Source organism: Neorhizobium sp. S3-V5DH, assembly GCF_004343065.1.
Taxonomy (GTDB): Bacteria; Pseudomonadota; Alphaproteobacteria; order Rhizobiales; family Rhizobiaceae; genus Neorhizobium; species Neorhizobium huautlense.
This window is the reverse complement of the sequence record NZ_SMCL01000010.1, coordinates 1-20,701: the sequence shown is the minus strand read 5'-3', so window position 1 is coordinate 20,701 and position 20,701 is coordinate 1. Positions and strand designations below refer to the sequence as shown.

Here is a 20,701-nt window from a genome sequence, read left to right as displayed (position 1 = left end):
CCCGATCATCCGGGCCAGCGAAGTTTGTTGAGATAGTTTGCGCTTTCCAGAAGCGCTTTGTCAGGATCAGCTGAAACAACTTCGAAAATTGAGGGTCCGTTATATCCTATGCGCTTTAGAGCCTCGGCAACGGGTTCGAACAACACTTCGCCTCCTCCGATTGGATCATGACGAAAATCGTCCAGCGGCGTATCCGCGAGGTAGATTGCTGAGAGGTGCTCCTTGATTAGCGAAATTGCCTCTACCGCCGGGTCACGCCCGAAGGCGGCATTCGCAAGGTCATAGCCCAACCCAACGTTCGGCCATCCGTAACGATCGAAAAAGGCTAATAGGTCGGCTCCCTTGTATAGCCACGACAGTGGATGGTTCTTAACGATCAGCTTGACCTGCAGTTCAGCTGCGCGTGGCACCAATATATCGAGGGAGTATTGGAAACCCTCGGTGAGCTTTTCGATACTCGTCGGGAAAACAGGATTTGACTTTCCTGGGTTGACCACGACACCAAATGCGCCCCAGTCCGCCGCTAGTTCCAGTGCAGAGGCAACAATACGGCACGAGTAGTCGCGGCATTCGGGAGTAACAGCTGCAAGATTAAGATCGAGATTTGGCTGGTTAAGGGTTTCGATGCGTATTTTTCGTTCTTCCAGAAGACTTCCGACCGCCTTGCGCTCGGCTGCTGTAGAAGTACTCGGCCAGAAATGCCCTGGGATCAGCATCATCTCGAAGCTGGAAAATCCCACATCAGAAAGATGTTGTAAGCACTCCAAAGCGGTGTAACGGTCCGTATAGGAATAGGTGTTGACGGTATAAGGAGCGTTCGGCTGCGTCATGTCGGATTCCTTTGGGCATGTTGGATGGGCCTACGTCAATGCGAAGTGCATCGCAGTTTCGTTGCCTAGTAGAATGGAAACGTCGCCCGGCCTGGGAACCTCGATTGCACCGCAGAGGCTCCCCGTCGTGATAATCGAGCCTGCTCTCAGCGTCGTTGCTGGCCTTGAGTGATTGTTCGCGTAATCCCAGAGCCAAGTAAGTGGGTCTTTGGTCGGGTGTTGTCCGGCAGCGTCGAAGGCGATTTTGCCATTGAGCCGAAGCTTCAAAGAGTTGCTCGAGTCGGGCTGAAGGACTGCTAGGGGCAGGGCTGGCCCTCGCACGTACCCCACGTTTCCTAAGCGATCTGCCAGGAAGGCGGGGAAGGAGATGGTACCGCCTTCCGAGATGCCGCTCCAAACCAGTTCAGCGCCAAGGTAAGCGTTGGAAATCGCGGCCTCGATGTCGGCCCGTTCATAGGAAGTATCCTTGCGAACAGGCAAAGCCTCGCAGAGCTGAACTGCAACTTCTACCTCGATTTTGATCCCCCTCCGCCAAGGAAGCATCGCACGCGGAAGATTATCCAGATAGGGATGAAGCGGAGCGGCGACGGGGTCGCCGCCAGGCGATTTTGCTACTTTCCAGGCGTTGAAGTCTGCCCCTTCGAGCTCCGACAACTGGCTCTGTACATCGATCGCATCTTGAAGCGCTACCGGCACGGACACGAGCTCGCCTGTCGCTACCTGGCTTCCGGCACGACGGAGGCTGTATAGCTGTTGAGCCAATGCATGTACGTCAGGAGTAGCTACCATAGAAGTCATGTCCGTCTCTTAGTCATTTTGGCGGTATCCGGACGATCAAGGCATCCGATCGTTCGACGACCAGTGCCTTGAACGAAGGCGTGCTCGGCTACATATGCTGCTCAGAGCAAAATGCGCCGACCACTACCCTTAGGACGCCTGCTTGATACGCTCGCGAAACCTCTCCGTCCCCTGCTGGATATGGTCCAGAAGATCCATGACCGCCCAGTGTCGCTCGGCGATGTCATAGTCCGTCACACGAGAATGGATGCTGTCAAAGGTGCCAAGGCGCTTGTGCCAGACCTTGGCAAGACCCGGATAGCCCATCGGCTCGGCCATCGCAGCCAGTGCCAGGAAGATTTCGAGTTCGCGGCGCAGATCGCTGTCTTCCGAAGCGTGTTTGTAAAGCCAAGCGTAGAGGTCGGGGTGGATGTTGGTGAAGACGCCAGAGAAGCCCTTCGAACCCGCCCGCATGGCGGCTGCGGCAATAGCTGCATTGGCGTTGACGATAGCAAAGCCGGAATCGCCGGAGAGCGCGACGCGTCGCTTGACCGTTTCGAGGTCGCACGAGACATCCTTCAGCGTTACGAAGCGGCCGGTGTCGCGGCACAGTTTGAACTCGTCATCGCTCAAAAGACGGCGATAGGGAGCTGGGCATTCGTATAGACCGAGGGCAAGGTCGGCGGGCAGCCAGCGTAAGATGGCATCGAGGCTGGAGCGAAATGGTTCGGTTCCTTCGTTCCGTCTGTCGAGCCTGTTGCTGACCAGGATAAGCGCATCGATGCCTGTTCCGGCCATCGCCACCAGTTCGGCGCGCTGGTCATCGCGGCTGTCGCTGATGTGTCCCGACGAGATCACCCGTACGCGTCCGGCAGCAAACGAGACAACTTTTTTTGAGAGCTCAACTCGCTCTTCCAGCGACAACTTCTGCATCTCGCTCGACTGGCAGACCGCAAAGAGTGTGTCGGCGCCATTGGCGATATACCACTCCACCAGCCGCTCCAGACCTTCCCAATCGATCCGGTTATCCGGCGTGAACGGGGTAAGCATGACGGGGACGATACCCTGGGCTTGGATCTTCATGATGTGCTCTTTCTCTGTTTCTTAGATTGTCAAAGCGCGCTTCCTGCCGGCAGACCTGCCGCAAAACCCGCCATCAGGCGAATTTGCGCGAGCAGCATGTCATTGCCGTCAGACACCGTTGCGCCGGCTGCCTTCGCAGCGCGTAATAATGCCGTTTCCTCGCTTAAGCTGGCGATATCGGCGATGAGCATGTCAGGCCGGATCGCAGAAGCCGGCATAGGAAATACGCTATCCCCCTTGACACCGATCGGGGACGCGTTGATGACGATGTCGTAGTCCCGATCTGCCGACCCATCTGCCGCAGCCGCGCACTCTTCACCACGGAAATTGTTGACCATTGCCACAGTGAAGGCGATGGATTCTGCCGAGAGATCCATGAGATCGATCTTGGCAACACCTTCCTCAGCAAGTGCAAACGCGATCGTGCGGCCAGCTCCACCTGCTCCAACAATCAGCACACGAGCGCCGCGCAATCGCGACTTTGCTTCACCAAGACCGTCAACAAACCCTATGCCATCGAATAGCGCACCGTGCATCTGCCCGTCCTCTGCGCGCTGGACGCAGTTGACAGCACCTACAGCCTTCGCCGTTGGCGTAAGCGTTGAACACCTCTTGGCCGCCGCGACCTTGTGAGGGATCGTGGTGCTGATACCGCAGAGATTGGGAATGGCAGAAAATATATCCCAGGCTGCCGCGAAATGTTCAGCGGATATCTGGAAGGGAACGGCGTAAATGTTGACGCCAGCGGCGGCGAAGATGGGGTTGATCAGGCGCGGCGTTTGGACCTGATGGATTGGATCGCCGAACACGGCGTAGACACGCGAGTTGCCGTCTAAGTTAGGGATATTGACTCGCATGAGCTCAATCCACACTGAACAGGTTACGGCAGCGATCGATCGCGATATCCATCACCTCCGCCGGGTCGCGAGACCACCAATCTGTTGAGAAGATCTCCACCTCAACTGCTCCATCATACCCGGCGCGTCGCATCATCGAGTGGATACCGCGCAGGTCTATGATCCCGTCACCCATCATGCCCCGATCGGTCAGGACATGACGGGTAGGGATGAGCCAGTCGTTGACATGAAACCCAAAGAGCCGGCCGGCGTTGCCCGCTCGCGCGATTTCGGCTGGCAGTCGCTCGTCCCACCAGCAATGATAGACATCGACGACCACTCCGATGCCTGGTCCTAGCGCTTCACATAGAGAATTTGCGTGGGAGAGACTTGAGATGACGCTGCGGTCGCCGGTGACCATGGGATGGAGTGGCTCAATGGCGAGTTTCACTCCGATCTTTCGAGCGCTGTCGAGGACCTTGCCAATTGTATCCTCAATCCTTCGTCTTGCTGAGACTAAGTCCTTTTCATTGTCTCGCAAGCCTCCGGTAAACAGGAAGACGTGGTCAGCCTCAAATCTCGACGCCCGCTCGAGTTCCGCCTCAACCAAGTCAAATGAGTAGGCGTTCAACGGCCCAACTCGATTATATCCCGAGACAGTCATTCCAAAATCTTGCAAGACAGATAGAGCGACTTTTTCGCCAACCTTGGCAATCTCGTCTCCCCAAATGGAAACGGTCTGAAGTCCCCGCTCCGAGCAGAGGCGAAGATAGGTCAACATATCTGCTCTCTCACGCACTGTGGCGTGGTTGAAGACAATGTTCGTCATCGGCCCCTCTGTCTTTCGGTATCGGTGGTTCTGGACCGCCATCTGGTCGTGAGCGCGGCATCAGGATGTTGCTGGTTTCGCCGAAGGAGGAAGGTTGTTACTTCCCAAGCTGCCTGCACGGCACTACCTACAAAGCCTTTCCTGGGTAGCGACGAACCTCCGGAGCCAGCCATGGCAAAACGTAGCCACGGTCGGCTTCTTCGATGAGCGAACCCGGCGGAACAAGCGCGTCAATCGCGTCAAGCGTGCCGGACTGCAGAATCGTGTCAAAACCGGCTTCCATGCTCTTGAACTGTTCCAGCGTGCGAGGACCCAAAATCACGGACGTCACAGCGGCGTGCGCAAGTGGGAACGCCAGAGCCATGTGCATAAGAGAAACATTTGCCTCTGTTGCAACGCGCTCAAGTTCTTGAAGCAGTTCCAGCTTGCGTCTGTTGCCCTCGCGTTGCATGTCGAAGCGGGTTTGCAGGATTGGGTAGTGCTGTCCCCACTGTCCTTTTACGCGCTCGGCTCTCGATCCTGACGGCACTGAGCCATCCGCTTTGTACTTGCCAGTCAACCAGCCGCCGTTCATTGGGCTCCATGCGGTGAAACCCATCCGGTAATGTTGAACGGCGGGGAGCGTCTCCCTCTCCACGGCACGCTGAAAAATCGAGTAGGGCGAGCTTTCGTTGATAAACCGCGTTGTCTTATTCAATCGACTTACGGACTGCGCCTCTGCCAGATACCAACTCGGCAGCGTCGAACAGCCGATATACCGAACCTTGCCCTGGGTCACGAGATCGTCGAGAGCACCTAGTGTTTCATCAAGATCGGTCTGAAGATCGGGCCGATGCATTTGGTAGAGATCGATGTGATCGGTGTTCAGTCTTCGCAGGCTATTTTCGACCTGTTTCATAATCCAATAGCGCGACGCACCCTGCTCGTTGCGTCCTTCACCGGCCGTCAAACGAAATTTGGTCGCAAGCACCACTTTGTCTCGACGACCTGCAATCGCTTTACCGACGATCTCTTCGGCCTCCCCATGGGAGTAGGTGTCAGCGGTGTCGATAAAGTTGATGCCGCGATCCAAAGCGCAGTGCAGGATGTCTATGCACTCTTTCTCGTCAGTGTTCCCATCCGTTCCGTAGCTCATGGTGCCAAGCATGTACTCGCTGACCTGAACTCCGGTTCTTCCGAGATTACGATATCTCATGGCGGACGCCTTTCAACAGTTTGAAGATGGCTCATTGGCCCATGGTTCGCGCGCACGATCTCAGATCGTAGGCACAGCAATACCCGTCGGCCTTTCAGCCGTCGTTGAGCGAGAATTGAGGCCGCCCGATCCTATGATTTCTGTCGTCGATGTTCCGAGTGACGTCTGTCTATGGTCGTCTCGGAAAGGAACTGGATGGCGGTGACTAATTCCGCCATCCGGCCTTGTTACGAGGAGGCTGGCTTACTGTGCCTTCGCAAGTGCTGCATCATACCGTTTGATCAACTCGTCGTAAGCATCAGCCGGCGATCCGTCCTTCAGGACCATTCTTTGGAAAGCTTCGCCCAGGATAGTGTGATAGTTGGTGATGATCGGGGTGTAGGTCATAGCCTGACCCCGCTGGATTACCAGCTCAGACCACTTCTTCTGGTCTTTACCTGCGTCGCTCTGGAAGTATGGCGCATTGTATGCTGACTTACGTGATACGACTTCGCCGCCCTCGGCCGCGAGAGCCTGCGCCTCAGGTGAGACCATATACTTTACAAAGTTCCAGGCAGCTTCTTGATTGGCGGATTTCTTATTAATCCCAATATTATAGCTGTAGACAGTCTGTTTGTCGTTGGCCGAATAAGCGGGGGCCGGAGCCCAAGCTAGATCGTCACCGCCAAGTTGGCTCTGAACCGTCTTGTAGCGATAGAGTCCGAACACCGCTGACGCTGCACCACCGGATCGGAGCGCGTCATGCAATTCATTGAAGCCCATCTGCGCGCTGCGCAGCGGCGTTACGTTGCACTTCGTGTAGAAGCCTTTGATCGTCTCTGCCGCCTTGATGAACGATTCCTTCGAGAAGGCAATCTTGCCTTCAGTGGTGAAGTATTGACCACCCTGTTCAGGCAGCATCGTGCTTAGGAAGAATTCTCCGAGCGCCTGGGCGCCACCGAGACCGCCGGTTGCCCCAAGTGGAACGGCGAATGGGATCGTCTCCGATTGACCAAATTTGGCGCCCATCGCACACACTTCGTCCCAGGTCGTCGGCGGCTTGATACCAGCTTTCTCATACATGCTCTTGCGATAGAACAGTATCGGAATACGAAAATCCTGCGGAATAACAAAAAGCTTCCCGTTAATTTTTGCGCTTGAAAGAGGCAGGAGCCAGTCGTCATCCGGAATGGCCTCCTTCTTAACCAAATCATCCAGCTGGAGAAGATTTCCAGTGGCGACGAATTCTGGAACACCTTGTCCAGTCACTCGGATTACGTCGGGCGTCAGGCTACCCGACTTAATCGCACGGGCTGCTGTTGCCCCGGTCGAATCGACAAGCACCTCAATCTTGATATCGGGGTTTTTGGCCTGAAACGCGTCGATCATCTTGGTTTGAGCGACAGATCGGGGATCCTTCGTATTGTTCGGATCCAGGAATGATTGGTAGACGAGCTTAGTGCTCTGAGCGAAGGCTTGTGGAGCAGCGAAAGCAAAGACTGCGGTAGTTAATGCGAGCGCAGCGGATGATTTCAGAAACTTACGTTTTGATAGAGTATGCATGCGTCTTCCTCCCAGTTTGAAGTGTGTGGATTTGTTTAGTTCATTAGCCCTTCACGGCGCCGGCAGTCAGGCCGGAGATGAACCACTTTTGAACGAAGCCAAACATGAAGATCACCGGTGATGATGCGACCATCACGAAGGCCAGCATGTATGACCAAGAAATGCCGACGGCGTCGAAAACCTGATTGACGAGGGCCACCTGCAGGGTCCTTTTTGCGACCTCGGGTGCGAAAACCGCTACCGTGATGTAGTCGTTCCAGGTGGTCACGATGCCTATTGTCGCGACGGCTGCTAGGCCGGGACGGATGAGCGGCAGGATCAGAGTCCAGATGATCTGAAACCGGGAGGCGCCATCGATCATAGCGGAGTCCTCGATCTCAATTGGAACTGCCTCGACGAAATTGGCGATGAACCAGACTGTCTGCGGAATAATCCGGGCAGAAAGGATGATCGTCACCACGATACCGCTGTTAAGCAAGCCGATTTGTTCAAGCAGGTAATATGTGGGAACCAGCAGCGCCACTCCCGGCACCATCGAGGTTCCAAGTATCATCAGCATCAAGGTCCGCTTACCTCTGAAAGAAAAGCGGGCGGCGGCATAACCTCCGGGAATACCTACGAGGAGGGCGATGATGACGGCACCAACGGAATAGGCAACCGAGTTCCAAAGGTCGTTGAGGAAAGCTGCGTCCTGGAAGACTTTGATATAGTTATCTAGCGTTGGTGACGTTGGCCAAAGAGTAGGCGGAATAACCACTGCTTCGACTTCTGTCTTGAAAGATGTCGCAAAAGCCCAAAGCACTGGTCCGAGAACGATAATCGCGACAATCAGTGATCCCAGGATCGCGGGTATCTGTCCGTTTGCTCGGTTTGAGAGAGCGTTACTCATATCTGATCCTATCCGGTAGCGCGGCCGGTCAGCCTGCTGTAAAGAGCACCGAGGGCAACATTGATGATAAGGACGACAATCGAGACAACTGCAGTCGGTCCGATGTTGACCGCCTGAACGGTTCCGCGGAAAGCCTCGAAACTAAGCGTGGTCGTCGAGCCCAATGGTCCTCCGCCAGTCATGACAATGATCAGCGTCATCAAGGTCAAGTACATGATAGAAAGCGTCAGCGCCGTGCTTCCTAAGGTGGGGAGGATTTCCGTGAGCGTGACGTAACGGAACTTCACGAACGCGCCGCCGCCGTCGATCTCGACCGCTTCATAAAGTTCTTTCGGAATGGACTGCATGGCCGCTGTCGCCATCACCATGACATAGGGAAACGACCACCAAGCTGTGACGATAATGATGAGGGGCAATGCCATCCCTGGATCCCCCAGCATCAGCCCCGGATCGATACCTAACTTCTGGATCACGAAGGGTACGGGCCCAAACGACGGGTTGAGGAGCCAGAGCCAAATACTGCCGACGACCGACATGGACAGCGTCCAAGGGAAAAGGATGAATACCCTCAACGCGGAGCCGGTAACGCCGGCGCGGTTCAAAACGAGCGCCGAGCCCAGGCCAAGGATCATGGCGCCGGCCAGCGATCCTCCAAGATAGGTGAGAGATATGATCGTTGTGTCCCAAAACTCGGATGAGCGGAGCACTTCGACGTAATTGCCGAGGCCGTTGAAGCCAACGAGTTCGTAATATTTTGTTTTCTGAAAACTCAACCAGAACACAAAGATCGTCGGGTAGAGCGTCACAAGAAAAAGGATCAGGATCGCAGGCGTAAACCAGAGAAAGGGAGCCCAACTGAAGCGGTTAGGGTTTTCAGTGGCGTCCTCGACGTTGCTCGCTAGGTGCCCTGCGCCTTGATTGGTGCTGACTTGCAGCGGTGGTATCGACATTTGGTTAATTCCCCTGTGGCCACATCAGACAGAGCGGGCGGCGTCCCGTCATCAGGACAAGCGCCTGCCCGTGCTCTCGCTGAAAAGGTGGACGCGTGAAAGATCCGGAGCCACCGTAATGATCTCGCCAACCTTCGGGAGAACGCGATCTCGGAATATGCAGACGATGGTATGAGCGCCATGCCGAGCGATGATCTGGGTTTCGGAGCCGGTCGGTTCGACGACTGTCACGGTGAGGGGTAGTCCCTCGTCACTGATCGTAAGATGCTCCGGACGCACGCCGTAGATGACTTTTTCGGTGATATCGGCCACGCCTGCTGGCAGAGGCAGTCTGTGTCCATCCTCTAGAACGAACCGACCTTCCTCCACTCGGCCGTTGAGAAAATTCATCGACGGAGATCCGATAAATCCAGCAACAAAGACGTTAGCGGGGTAGTCATACAGTTCGAGCGGTGCACCGACTTGCTCGACATAGCCGTCGTGCATGACAACGATCTTATCGGCCATCGTCATCGCTTCGACCTGATCATGGGTCACATACACGGTCGTCGTTTTTAGCCGCTGATGCAGTTCCTTGATCTCGGCACGCATTTGTACCCGCAGTTTCGCGTCGAGGTTCGAGAGGGGCTCATCGAAAAGGAATACCTGCGGATCGCGAACGATCGCGCGACCCATCGCCACGCGCTGACGCTGGCCGCCCGAGAGTTCGCGAGGGTAGCGATCAAGGAGCTTCGTGAGACTGAGGATCTCAGCGGCGCGTTGAACGCGGGTCTCTCGTTCTTCCCGCGGTGCCTTTTTGAGCTTCAGCGAGAAGCCCATGTTTTCCGCGACGGTCATATGCGGATAAAGGGCATAATTCTGGAAGACCATAGCGATGTCTCGGGCCTTCGGAGGTACGTCGTTAACGGTGCGCCCGCCGATCTGAATTTCGCCGCCCGTGATATTTTCGAGGCCTGCGATCATCCGCAATAGAGTCGATTTTCCGCAGCCCGAGGGTCCGACGAGGGTTACAAACTCCCCTTCGTTGATATCGACAGACACGCCATGAAGAACGGGGACGGCGCCGTAAGCTTTGCGAACGGACTTCAGCTCAACGTTAGCCAACTATTTCCTCCTACTGGCCACATAAGCGGCCACTTGACCCAGTGCGATCTCCCCGATCGCTATCGGAACGTTATTCCACTAAGAAGGACGAGTGTCAACAGACCTTGGCACTTACGACCACACACTAAGGGTTAGGAAAGATGTTTAGATAATGTTGCCAACAACTTGGGTGGATTTCGAAGGACTCGCCTGCGGACTCGGTGATGCGATCCGATAGGGCCATAGCTCAGAAAGTTCCTGGGCAGTTGCCTTCACCTGCTCCGCTAACTGAGGCAGAACGAGTGGTGAAAAGTGGTGGATCGGTCCAGCTATGCTCACCGTTCCGACAACTTGACTACCAACGCGAATGACAGAGGCGACAGCAGCGACTCCGGCTTCGGCTTCTTCGATAGCCGTTGCCCATCCCCGTTCTTCGGTCTCGTCCAAAGCCGCAGAAAATGTCTGCCTGGAAGTAATAACCCGCGGCCCGCCAAGGTCTGTGCGTCCCAGTCCGCTCGCTACGGCCCTGGCCAACGCTTCATCGCGATCCAGCGTCGAAAGCCATGCTTTTCCGTTGGCTGTCGTATGCAATGGCACTTTTGCGACGAGCTCCGGCTGGTAGATCAAACCGGATCGCATGCCTTGTGAATGGGAAATCCATGTCAAGCCATCGGAATCCAGGATCGCAATCCTGCCAAGGCCTTTGGTATTGCTTGCCAATCTGTCCAGAATCGGTTGGCAGATGTCAGGGATCCGCGTTCCAGCCAACAGGCGCTGCCCCATCACGGCGAGGCGCAACGAAAGCCGGTAGAACCCGTTGTCGGGATCCTGCTCGGCCCACCCTAACTCACATAGGCTGTTGAGCAGGCGATGCGCTGCGCTCTTTGGGACATCCAACCGGCGACTAATTTCGCCGAGCGAGAGCCCGCTGGCATTCTCGCTCAACAGCGTAATGACGTCGAAACAGCGATCTAGAAGGGATTTGACAAGGCGCATGATACCACGATATTCGGTTTGTCGGAACGCTATTCCAATAGCATCACAGAGTGCGTTTCACAAGGAGCCTCTCGATGGCGGCGGTCAAAGTCCGGCCGAGCACTGCGGTCCGGCCGGCCAATGTGTTTAATCACCGGCTCCTTGCTTGATGAACCCGCAATAAAAACGGAGTCGGGATGAAGATCGCAGTTTTCGACGTCAGCCATTGGCATTTTCCGCTTTACATTCCTGCGCTGAAGGATCCTGGCATCGAGGTAGTTGGAATATCGGACAGCGCTTCGTTTGCGGGTGCTCGTTTTTCGGATCTACTTGATTGTAAGCTCTACGGATCCAATGAAGAGCTCCTGGACGCGGACTTCGACTTTGCCATTGTATTGAGCCGCCACTCAGACATGGCGAAACTCGGTGAGCGGCTGATCGCCAGGGGCAAGCCTTTTTTGATTGAGAAGCCATGCGGGCTCAATCTGAAGGAGGTTCGTCGTATCCGCAGCTTAGCCGAGGAACGCGGCGTTTACGTCAGTGTGCCGTTTATTCAGCGCGTAAGCGAATTGGCTGATCGTTTATCACCGGACGCGGGCCTCACGCCCGACGGGTTTCAGCATTTATCCTTCAGGTTCATCGTGGGTTCGGTCGCCCGTTATGAGCGGAATGGATGCGCCTGGATGCTGGAAAAGCATCATGCAGGAGGTGGATCGATGCTCAATGTTGGCATTCATTTCATCGACCTGATCTCGACACTTACGCAAAGCCCCATCACCCGTGTTGCAGGAGAGGTTCGGATCTATCGACCGGACGTGACTGTTGACGAACAGGCTGTGTTTACCTGCCAAACTGCGGCAGGACAGATAGGGGTTATCGAGACTGGCTATTTGTATCCGTCGACCGCCGACGACCAGCGGGACTTTGCCTTTTCGCTCTCTCACCGTGAACGCTATATTCGCGGGTATGCTGATCAGTTCTACGCCAAGTCGCGCGAACAGGAAAAGGCTTCTGACTCGAACATAGAGTACAATACCGATGAATATTACCCAGTCTTCCTCCGCCGCAGCTGGGCGGACTTAGCGAGCGGCCGTCTTCCCGTTGCGGGCCTGCTGGAAGCAGAGCGCGCGCTCGCCGTGCTTGAGGCGGGCTACCGATCAGCGGCCAATGGTGGAGTGCCTGAGGACGTGGAAATAACCAGCTAAGCAGCACGCCGACCTTCTTTCATGATCGCTGGACCGTATGACGAAACCCGACATTGAGATAATCGCGACAGGACTTCACTTTCCGGAAGGACCAGTCGAGCTTCCCGACGGTTCGATTGCCGTCGTGGAGATCGGTGCCGGTAGGATCGCTAGAATCAGCGGAGGCGGAAAGCACCAACTACTAGCCTACACTGGCGGCGGCCCAAATGGAATGGCTCTAGGCCCGGACGGGGCGTTGTACGTTTGCAATAATGGAGGGTTCTCCTGGGAGCAGGAGGGCGAGTGGATGCGACCCGTTGGTCTGGCCGCAGATTACTCCGGTGGTTCGATCCAAAGGGTCGATATCGCTACGGGCAACGTGACGACCTTATATGACCGGTGCGACGGCCGACGACTTAGCGGCCCTAACGACATTGTTTTCGATAATCAGGGCGGCTTTTACTTCACTGACACGGGCAGGGCGCGGGAGTTCCACCGGGACCATGGGGCTATCTATTACGGAAAAGCCGATGGCAGTTCGATCAAAAGGGTGGTGTTCCCACTTCTCGCACCAAACGGAATTGGCTTATCACCTGATCTTTCCACGCTCTACGTAGCCGAAATGGAAACGGCGCGACTTTGGAGCTACACTATCGCTGGGCCGGGAGCAGTCCATAGAATGCCTTTTCCCAGCCAAAACGGCGGCGAGCTCATTATCGGACTTGGCGGCTTTCAACGCCTCGATAGCCTGAAAATTGCGGCTTCCGGCAATATCTGTGTCTCGACCCTGGTGACTGGATGCATAACCGTGGTTTCACCTCGGGGCGAAGTAGTCGACCAAGTTTGGATGCCGGATATCTATCCCACAAACCTGGGTTTTGCAGGGCAAGATTTACAAGATGCTTTCGTCACACTGTCGTTGACAGGCCAGATCGGCCGCCTTCGATGGCCGGAGAAAGGTCTGCGACTGCAACATCAGGGAGTTGCATGAGCATGGCACCGCCTCGCAGAGGCTTGTTCCCAAGAGCGGCAGCTTTTCATGGCGCTGCGAATTGCGGATGAACTTTCCACGAACCGTCGTGTGCCATCACAGAGGTTCTTCGAATGTGTAAGCACGAGGCCCCCAATAGTGGAGCAAGCGGAATGAGCGGGTATATCGGGAAGCCGCGGATCGGCGTAATCGGGGTAGGTTGGATTGGATATCGTCACGCGAAGTATTGCGCCTCACACTCCAGCTGCGAACTGGTCGGCATAAGCGATCCTGGACCAGTTGCTTCGAAAGTCGGGGCTGAACTTGGTGTTCCCAGCTTTGCGTCAGTTGACGATCTGCTTGATGGCGTCAAGCCCGAGGGGTTGATCATTGCAACGCCGACGCAACTCCATCTTGAGACTGCCGGGAGAGCGCTGAAGCGCGGCGTCGCGGTTTTGATTGAAAAACCTATAGCCGATACCGTCGCCAACGCCCGGATACTGGTTGACCTAGCTAAGCGCTACAACACTCCCATACTGGTGGGGCACCATCGACGTCACAATTCGGCGGTAAAGGAGGCCCGAAGGCTTCTGAGCGAAGGCGAAATCGGTCGATTGCTCGCGGTAAATGTGCTCTGGGCTGTGAAGAAGCCAGATGATTACTTCGACATCTCCTGGCGCAGGGAGAAGGGAGCCGGGCCGATTCTGATCAATCTGATCCACGAGATTGATCTGCTTCGACATCTCTGCGGGGAGATCGAAACAGTCTCTGCGATCGTCACCAGCGAGGGGCGCGGAAATTCGGTTGAGGACACTGTCGTCGCCATGCTTAAGTTTAGTAGCGGCGCAGTTGGAACGATCACAGCCTCCGATGCCAGTCCCGCGCCTTGGTCGTGGGATTCGGCGACAGGAGAAAACCCAGCCATCTACCAGGGTCGGGAAAATGCCTTCCGGTTCTTGGGATCAAAAGGCTCGCTTGAATTCCCGGACCTATTTATCTGGCGATACGTGGATCAGGCAAAACCAGGTTGGCTCTCGCCGATCTCCCGCGAATCGCGCGTTATTCAACAGAACGAGGCTTACATCGCTCAACTAGAGCATTTTTGCCGCGTTATCCGGCGTGAAGAAGTGCCACTGATCGATGGTGAAGACGGTTTGCGTACGCTGAAGGCAGCCCTGTCCATCCACCAAGCTTCGGAAACGGGTATGCCCATTGCGCCTGCGGTGGATTAGAGACGATCTGCCGGCAGCGAGAAAACCGGTCGTATGGTGGGAGATGTGTTCTGATGCCTTTCGAAATCGTGGCATCGAGGGCGTGTCCAAGACGAGCGGCTTGGGCCGCACCGTCCAATCCTGCGAGGTTGGGTGGCCGGCGCAAATGACTGGTGAAGGGTCAGGCATGCGTGGTGGCGTGCCAATTGAAGGTAACTAAGCCCAAAGCTCGCAGATATGGTCGACAGTGAGGTCGGCTTGTCCGGTGATCATGTGCATGCCGGAATGCGTTTCGACATCCCGTGCTGCAGCCAGCGCAAGAAGCTTGGTTGTTTCCGGCTGAGCAATGACTTCAGCGAATGTCATCCCAGGCTGTAGGAGATCCGGATCGAGGGGTAGCGCGTCCGTATCTTGAAGGCCCAGTGACGTGGCATTGACGACGAGCTGGCCTGCTTCCGGCTCGGCTTTGCCTGCCTTGGCAACTTTTCTTCCAAAGTCAGCGTTCACCGTCGCCGCCAGCGCTTCGGCTTTGTCAAACGTTCGATTTGACACCGTAATGCTGTTGGCACCTGCCTCGACGAGTGCAAACGCTATAGCGACCGAAGCGCCACCGGCTCCGATGATGAGAGCATCGCGACCCTCAATCGCGATCCCCTTGGATTGCAGGCCACGCACAAAGCCTTTGCCATCGAACTGGTAGCCTCGAAAACTGGCGTCGCGTTCGCGCCGGACGAAGTTGACTGCGCCGACCCGGGCTGCCACCGGATCGAGACTGTCGCAGAGACCGATCGCCGTCTGTTTATGGGGCAGGGTAATGCCGAACCCCACGAGGTTCGGAATTGCTTTCAAACCAGCCCAGATTATCGCAAGCTCCTTTGCAGGAACATGGAGCGGGACAGATACGATATCTGCTCCACGTGCCGCAAAGAGCGGATTGACCGCCGCCGGCGACTTGGCTTGCGCGATCGGGTCGCCGATAATGCCAATCAGCTTAGTTGTACCTCGAATGCTGACGCCGCTCACCACGACAATTCCTCGCGCTTGAGCCAGACGATGCTGCCGTCCTCGATCCCGACAACGATATCAAGATATCCGCGGCCGGCCCAGTCGACAACTTCCGGGGAGGCGACATGCATCGCCATCTGAATGGTCTCGTCCCGGTGCTTGATTGAGATTGGCAATGCAAAGCGCGGCTCTTCCGGTGTTCCGACATTACGCGAATAGAACAGGCCCGCCTGCTTCGTTGTATTGCGTGGCGCACCGGTCTTCGGATCGGGGGGCACGCAGGCGCGCGCATGGGTGCCGAAGATGAGATCCGTGCGACCTGTGCCCTCCCAATCGCAGAAGCATAGCTTTACGCGACCGCGCCCGCCGCCGACATCGACTGTAAAGCGCATAGCTTCGCCGTTTTCCCAACGCAGAAAACGTTTTTCGACGAGTTCTGTGTCGGACGCCCTCTTCCAATCGCTGAGCACTCCGTCCTCGTCCAATGCGACATAGTGAAGCTGGTTGTCCTTGAGCCAGTCGACGACAGCGGGTCGAACCCGCCAGACTGTCTTCAACGGCTTGCCCTTGAAGGTTAGGAACTCCTCCACGCCGAAACGTGGCGGAAGGACCTTTTCGCCAGTATTGCGGAATAGCCGGTGACGGCCCGTGACGTCGCTGACCAAAATGTCCATGCTTCCATTGCCGGTCCAATCGGCAAGGGTCGGGCAGGAATAGCCGAACATCTTTTCCGAGGGTCCCTGGATAGAGCCCGTCAATCCGGCTGCAAGCCGTATCGACGTGTCGCCACCCTTCAGCATGACTTCCTTGTCGAGGTAAATGGTACCGTCTTTTTCCCGGCTCTGGTAGAAGAGCAATTCGCCTGTACTGTTTCCGACAACCAAATCGTAGTGGCCGTCACCGCTGAAGTCATAGGCTGCGGGGCTTGGCAGGATACCCGCGTGAATCAGGGGCTTCGTGGTCTCGATGCGGCCGCGCTGCTCGAAACGTGGAAGCCCGTCTTCGCCATCTCCGACGTTCTTGAGGAAGCTGATGTAGCCATCCTCGGCGCCGTAAAGGATGTCTTCGCGACCGTCGCCATCCCAATCGACGACGCAGGGGAGATGGATACAGTGTTCGAGTTCCAGAGCCTTGTCGTCTACACTGCGGATCAGGCTTGTCGGCTCGAAGGTTCCGTCTTCGCGCTGTCGGGCAATATGCAGGATATTCCAGAACTCGCCTGCGATGAGATGTTGCTGCTTAGTCCCGAACTTACCGAATGCAGGTGCCAGCTGCCCATAGACCTCAAGTGGGGTTTCGCCTCCAATAAGGGCATGCCCCTTTTCCAGCACGGGAGCTGCGAGCGTACCGTTGTTTTTGAATGCGTATAGGAAGCCCCGCAGCGGACCGCCGAGCCAACGTCCGGCATCGTCATAGCCGCGATAACCTTCGTCGTTCCATTCCAGACCGTTTGGCCAGTAGTCGTTCCAGTAGTCGCTACCGACGATGAGTTCCGGCACCCCGTCGCCATCGATATCGTGGAAGCGAGCCATATGGAAATATTCGTTACCCTTGACCCAGTCGGCATCAAGACTAAGCAGCACGGGATCCCCAAATTCAGGCACGCCTTTTTTGCCAATGTTGGGAAACACATAAATCTGCTTGCGCAGACGAGATGCCGAGACGAGGTGAAAAATATCGCCGTCACTGACGGCCGTCACGTATCCGCGAACCCCTTCGACCAGCTCTTCTTCACCCAGGACAGGTGTTCCGTCTGGATTGGTGCCGATTTGGCGACGCAAGAAGACGCGACCGTCGTAGCAGGCGTCCCATGCAGAAATCAGCATGTCCTTTGTCCCTGTCCCGCTCCAATCGACGATCTCGACACACGTGATGATCCGACCTGCGACAGCCGCCGACCTGACGTCCGGGTGGTATTTCAAAGCCTCCGAGCCATAATCTGGACCGTGCCAAAGAGTGGCGTCGTCCTCCCATCTTGTTACGCTCATCGCAAACCCTCTCCACTTCCGGAATTAATTGGAAATGATTTCTAAAACGAAACCACCTTTCAAATCTAGTGGAAAATTGAGTCGAGCGCGCCTTCGGTTGCAGGACATCTGGCCGCGATAGATGGGGAGGGAACGGCTGATGTCCGGCAAAGGGCTTGAGGATAAGCGCGAGTGTCCTCCGATTCCGCCTGCGTTATAGGCGCTGGGAGTGGACAAGCTGTCCTGGCGATGGCGTGGGAGGCGCGTAGAGCTGCCTCCGTGACGGCACGTGATGAGGTCCGCTATGCCAGAGCCCGGGTGATCCTTGCAGATCCAGCCGGCCGTGATCATGCTTCAAAGTAACCGGAGACGCAGCTACCGCACTGCGCCGGTAGCAACGATCAGTGGCGTCATGGTTCGCTGACGAACTCGAAGAGGCCAGATATCGCTCAGTTCGGCTGCTGCCTTGTTGAGAGAACGGACTAGGTCAGGCCAACGATCCTCTGTTATGCGCATGAGAGGCCCTGCAACGGAAATGGTTCCAGCTACCGGAGCTTCTATATCAGAACTTGCCCGAAACGGAACCGCAACTGCTGCGGTACCAGCCTCTCCCTCCTCGACAGAGGTTGCGAAGCCCCGTTCGCGGGTTTCATTCAGCCTAACTCTTAGTTCATCGATTGATCGAGCGGAATTAGGACCAAGCTTTCGTTTGGCCGTAAACCCGCGAGAATAGACGATTTCCAGAGCCCGCTCTTCGGGCAAAGTGGACAGCCATGCCTTTCCATTCGCCGTTGCGTGAAGAACAATCTCTTGTCCCATGTCCGGATCATATCGAAGGCCGGTTGTCGCGCCTTGCGCCCGTGCCACCCATACCAAATCCTGACCTTCCAGGATTGCGAGGCGGCAATATTCTTTCGTGTCCGCAGCCAGTCGATTTAAAACGGACTGGACCACGTCAGGCACATTCCGCGCATCAAGATTCCGGAACGCCAAGGCGCTTAAGCGAAGGGACAAGGCGTAGTTTTGGCTCGCGGCATCTTGGGTAACCCACCCGTGGCTAATCAGCGTCGTCAACAGGCGATGGACCGCACTCGCCGGCATATCAAGACGTCCAGCGAGGTCGGACAACTCGATTGATCCTGCTTCTCCAGCCAGCACTTCCAAGAGCGTCAGGCATCGTGATACGGCTGCGACAGTCAAACCTTAATCTCCTTTTCGTCAAGCCTATAAGGTTTGTTTCCAATATGGAATAGGCTTCCACAATTGATCCCCATTTGTAGTCGCTGCCGTCACGTCTCGTCTTTGACCCCCGGCCCGCGCGCGCCACAAACGTTCGAGATTCCTCCTTGAGCTTGATAAAAATAGAATCTGATTCTAAAAGGAAATTTAATTCTGATACGTGCGATGCGCTAAGAGTGACAACTGACCTGAATTTGTCAGGGCGACGTTCACTTCGATTACCAACGAAGATCACAGCGTTCGCATTTGGGACCAAGTTCGCGCCGCCGGCGGAAGCAAGTTAGGATATGTCGCATGATCGTCACCTTCGGATCCATCAATGTTGACCTCATCTACCTGGTCAACGAGATACCTCAAGCAGGTCAGACGGTCTTAGCCCGAGGATCCCGCACCGAGCCTGGAGGGAAGGGGGCTAACCAAGCGCTTGCAGCTGCGCGGGATGGCGCAGATGTCGTCATGGTTGGGGCGGTGGGTAACGACGCCATGGCCCCTATCGCCCTTCAGAATTTGGAAAGCGAGGTCGATATCAGCCGCGTGGTCAGATCGAACGAGCCTACCGGCTCCGCTGCAATAATCATCGATGCCGATGGCCACAATATGATCGCAGTTGCAGCAGGCGCCAACCTGGCAGCCCAGTCAGATGGCGTTGAAGATGAGCTGCTTCGCAACGCAAGTTACGTCCTGATGCAGATGGAGAACGACGCTGTTCAGATTGAAAATCTAATCAGACGGGTTTCCAATCATCCCGCAAAATCGATTCTCAACCTCGCGCCGGCCTACCGGCTGGATCGCGACCTTCTCTCTCTCGTCGATATCGTAATCGTCAACGAAGACGAGGCCGAAGCTCTTTCCGGTTGGCTTGGTTGCGAGCCGAGCGCAAGATCGTTGTCCGAGGCTCTCAACACCGGTGTCTTACGCACCATGGGAGGAGAGGGGGCCGAAGCTTTCATCAATGGCGAGAAAGTAACGGTGCCGGCGCTTCGCGTTGATGCTGTGGATACGACCGCAGCTGGTGATTGTTTTGTAGGCGTCCTCGCCTCGGCTCTCGACCGAGGCCTCTTGCTCAACGCGGCGATGCGACGAGCCGCAAAGGCCGCTGCGATTGCCTGCTCGCGTCCGGGAAGCCAGTCGAGCATTCCTCACAACGGTGAGACAGATAGTTGGACCTGAGAAAAACCAAGGGCAATCACCGGCGTGAACCCCATCGGACTTGACCAAAGACACTACCACTACAGGCGACCAGCATGAGCTATCCAGCATTTATCTCGGCGGTGTTCATTCTCCTGCTGAGCCCCGGCCCGACCAATACCTTGATGGGGTTGGCATCGGCACGCAATGGTTTCTGGCTCGTTCCGAGACTACTGCCTGCCGAGCTGCTCGGTTACCTCAGTATGATCCTGCCGCTCACGTGGCTTGGGGGAGAGCTGATCAGCCGTTGGCCGGAAACCGCTCTGGTGTTGAAGGCCACAGCGGCCTTTTGGGTTATGTATCTCGCAATAAAGCTTTGGGTAGCGGGAACCAAGGATGTCATGGACCGCAGCGTGACCGTTCGACGCATATTTGTGACGACGACGCTCAACCCCAAGGCCCTCGTGTTCGGGCTTGTTCTTCTACCTCCGCCGACCGCGCCGGACTTCCTGCCAAAGCTTACAATCTTCGTTGCCTTGGCGAGCATCGTTGCCGTGATTTGGGGATTGATCGGCAAGTTGACGCAGGTCGGTGCGCGAAGCCATTGGCACCTAATGATAATTCAGCGGACCGCGTCCGGCTGGCTCGCTATCGTGTTCTGCACGGTCGTCGCGAGTCTTTTTCAAGCTTAGGGCCGTTGACAGGTTTGATCTGACTACTCCGCGCCTTCATAATGAATAGAGGATTCTTTGGAAGGCGGTTGCGGCATGATCTTTTCGGTTGCTGCGGTGCCTTAGCCTATCCTCAGCATCCGTTATGTTTCGACCATAGTTCCATAGTCAACGTTAAGCCACGAAGCTTTCTGTTTCAGATGCTTAAGCTATCTGCTCAACGGTCGCCGGTTCGATTCCGTTCACATCAGGTTTTTTGTCAATGGTTCATCTTGGTGGCATCACGAGCCTCCTTCGTTCGCGGATCCACGGTCTGAGCCCACCGCTTTACCGGCTC

19 protein-coding genes are annotated in these 20,701 nt (G+C 56.0%); 5 read left to right on the top strand and 14 right to left on the bottom strand.

From position 1 onward, the window contains the following. Nucleotides 1-5: 5 nt before the first annotated feature. The 11 genes from EDE09_RS15265 to EDE09_RS15215 form a co-directional block, all read right to left on the bottom strand. On the bottom strand, nt 6-830 hold the full coding sequence (locus EDE09_RS15265) for a sugar phosphate isomerase/epimerase family protein (protein ID WP_132411419.1): 825 nt from the start codon (nt 828-830) through the stop codon (nt 6-8). 30 nt (nt 831-860) lie between these two features. After that, entirely contained in the window at nt 861-1,628 is a 768-nt protein-coding gene (locus EDE09_RS15260; protein WP_132411417.1) for a 2-keto-4-pentenoate hydratase, read from the bottom strand. 129 nt (nt 1,629-1,757) lie between these two features. Next, nucleotides 1,758-2,690 carry a dihydrodipicolinate synthase family protein gene (locus EDE09_RS15255; protein ID WP_132411415.1) on the bottom strand — a complete coding sequence of 311 codons (933 nt, stop codon included), beginning with the start codon at nt 2,688-2,690 and terminating at the stop codon, nt 1,758-1,760. Between the two features lie 29 nt (nt 2,691-2,719). Beyond that, nucleotides 2,720-3,547: a shikimate dehydrogenase gene (locus EDE09_RS15250; RefSeq protein WP_132411413.1), complete on the bottom strand. Its 828-nt coding sequence runs from the start codon at nt 3,545-3,547 to the stop codon at nt 2,720-2,722. Between the two features lie 4 nt (nt 3,548-3,551). Then, on the bottom strand, nt 3,552-4,355 hold the full coding sequence (locus EDE09_RS15245) for a sugar phosphate isomerase/epimerase family protein (protein WP_165924188.1): 804 nt from the start codon (nt 4,353-4,355) through the stop codon (nt 3,552-3,554). A gap of 127 nt (nt 4,356-4,482) precedes the next feature. Beyond that, nucleotides 4,483-5,550 carry an aldo/keto reductase gene (locus tag EDE09_RS15240; RefSeq protein ID WP_132411409.1) on the bottom strand — a complete coding sequence of 356 codons (1,068 nt, stop codon included), beginning with the start codon at nt 5,548-5,550 and terminating at the stop codon, nt 4,483-4,485. Nucleotides 5,551-5,793: 243 nt separating this feature from the next. Further along, on the bottom strand, nt 5,794-7,092 hold the full coding sequence (locus EDE09_RS15235; RefSeq protein WP_132411407.1) for a sugar ABC transporter substrate-binding protein: 1,299 nt from the start codon (nt 7,090-7,092) through the stop codon (nt 5,794-5,796). A gap of 43 nt (nt 7,093-7,135) precedes the next feature. Next, nucleotides 7,136-7,981 (bottom strand): carbohydrate ABC transporter permease, encoded by an 846-nt coding sequence (locus EDE09_RS15230; RefSeq protein ID WP_132411405.1) that lies wholly within the window; start codon nt 7,979-7,981, stop codon nt 7,136-7,138. A gap of 8 nt (nt 7,982-7,989) precedes the next feature. Then, entirely contained in the window at nt 7,990-8,931 is a 942-nt protein-coding gene (locus EDE09_RS15225; RefSeq protein WP_132411403.1) for a sugar ABC transporter permease, read from the bottom strand. A gap of 51 nt (nt 8,932-8,982) precedes the next feature. Then, nucleotides 8,983-10,035: a sn-glycerol-3-phosphate ABC transporter ATP-binding protein UgpC gene (gene ugpC, locus EDE09_RS15220; RefSeq protein ID WP_132411401.1), complete on the bottom strand. Its 1,053-nt coding sequence runs from the start codon at nt 10,033-10,035 to the stop codon at nt 8,983-8,985. A 144-nt stretch (nt 10,036-10,179) separates the two neighbouring features. Beyond that, nucleotides 10,180-11,010, bottom strand: coding sequence for an IclR family transcriptional regulator (locus tag EDE09_RS15215; protein WP_132411399.1), 831 nt, complete (start codon nt 11,008-11,010; stop codon nt 10,180-10,182). A gap of 176 nt (nt 11,011-11,186) precedes the next feature. Between EDE09_RS15215 and EDE09_RS15210 the strand changes: the two genes are divergently transcribed. The 3 genes from EDE09_RS15210 (at nt 11,187) to EDE09_RS15200 (ending at nt 14,375) form a co-directional block, all read left to right on the top strand. Then, nucleotides 11,187-12,194, top strand: coding sequence for a Gfo/Idh/MocA family oxidoreductase (locus tag EDE09_RS15210; RefSeq protein WP_132411397.1), 1,008 nt, complete (start codon nt 11,187-11,189; stop codon nt 12,192-12,194). A 37-nt stretch (nt 12,195-12,231) separates the two neighbouring features. Continuing rightward, on the top strand, nt 12,232-13,164 hold the full coding sequence (locus tag EDE09_RS15205; protein WP_132411395.1) for an SMP-30/gluconolactonase/LRE family protein: 933 nt from the start codon (nt 12,232-12,234) through the stop codon (nt 13,162-13,164). A gap of 152 nt (nt 13,165-13,316) precedes the next feature. Continuing rightward, a complete protein-coding gene (locus EDE09_RS15200) occupies nt 13,317-14,375 on the top strand; it encodes a Gfo/Idh/MocA family oxidoreductase (protein WP_165924187.1) in 1,059 nt (352 codons plus the stop codon). 195 nt (nt 14,376-14,570) lie between these two features. Here EDE09_RS15200 and EDE09_RS15195 read toward each other — a convergent pair whose 3' ends face one another. The 3 genes from EDE09_RS15195 to EDE09_RS15185 all read right to left on the bottom strand — a co-directional run bounded on the left by EDE09_RS15195 (nt 14,571) and on the right by EDE09_RS15185 (nt 18,526). Beyond that, nucleotides 14,571-15,377 (bottom strand): shikimate dehydrogenase, encoded by an 807-nt coding sequence (locus EDE09_RS15195; RefSeq protein ID WP_245505151.1) that lies wholly within the window; start codon nt 15,375-15,377, stop codon nt 14,571-14,573. Then, on the bottom strand, nt 15,374-17,347 hold the full coding sequence (locus EDE09_RS15190) for a VCBS repeat-containing protein (RefSeq protein ID WP_132411389.1): 1,974 nt from the start codon (nt 17,345-17,347) through the stop codon (nt 15,374-15,376). The genes EDE09_RS15195 and EDE09_RS15190 overlap by 4 nt, the downstream gene beginning before the upstream one ends. Nucleotides 17,348-17,701: 354 nt before the next feature. Next, nucleotides 17,702-18,526, bottom strand: a complete 825-nt coding sequence (locus EDE09_RS15185) for an IclR family transcriptional regulator (protein WP_132411387.1) — start codon at nt 18,524-18,526, stop codon at nt 17,702-17,704. 333 nt (nt 18,527-18,859) lie between these two features. Between EDE09_RS15185 and EDE09_RS15180 the strand changes: the two genes are divergently transcribed. Both EDE09_RS15180 and EDE09_RS15175 read left to right on the top strand, forming a co-directional pair. Beyond that, nucleotides 18,860-19,735: a ribokinase gene (locus EDE09_RS15180; RefSeq protein ID WP_132411385.1), complete on the top strand. Its 876-nt coding sequence runs from the start codon at nt 18,860-18,862 to the stop codon at nt 19,733-19,735. A gap of 74 nt (nt 19,736-19,809) precedes the next feature. Then, nucleotides 19,810-20,385 (top strand): hypothetical protein, encoded by a 576-nt coding sequence (locus EDE09_RS15175; RefSeq protein ID WP_132411383.1) that lies wholly within the window; start codon nt 19,810-19,812, stop codon nt 20,383-20,385. The last annotated feature ends 316 nt before the right edge of the window (nt 20,386-20,701 follow it).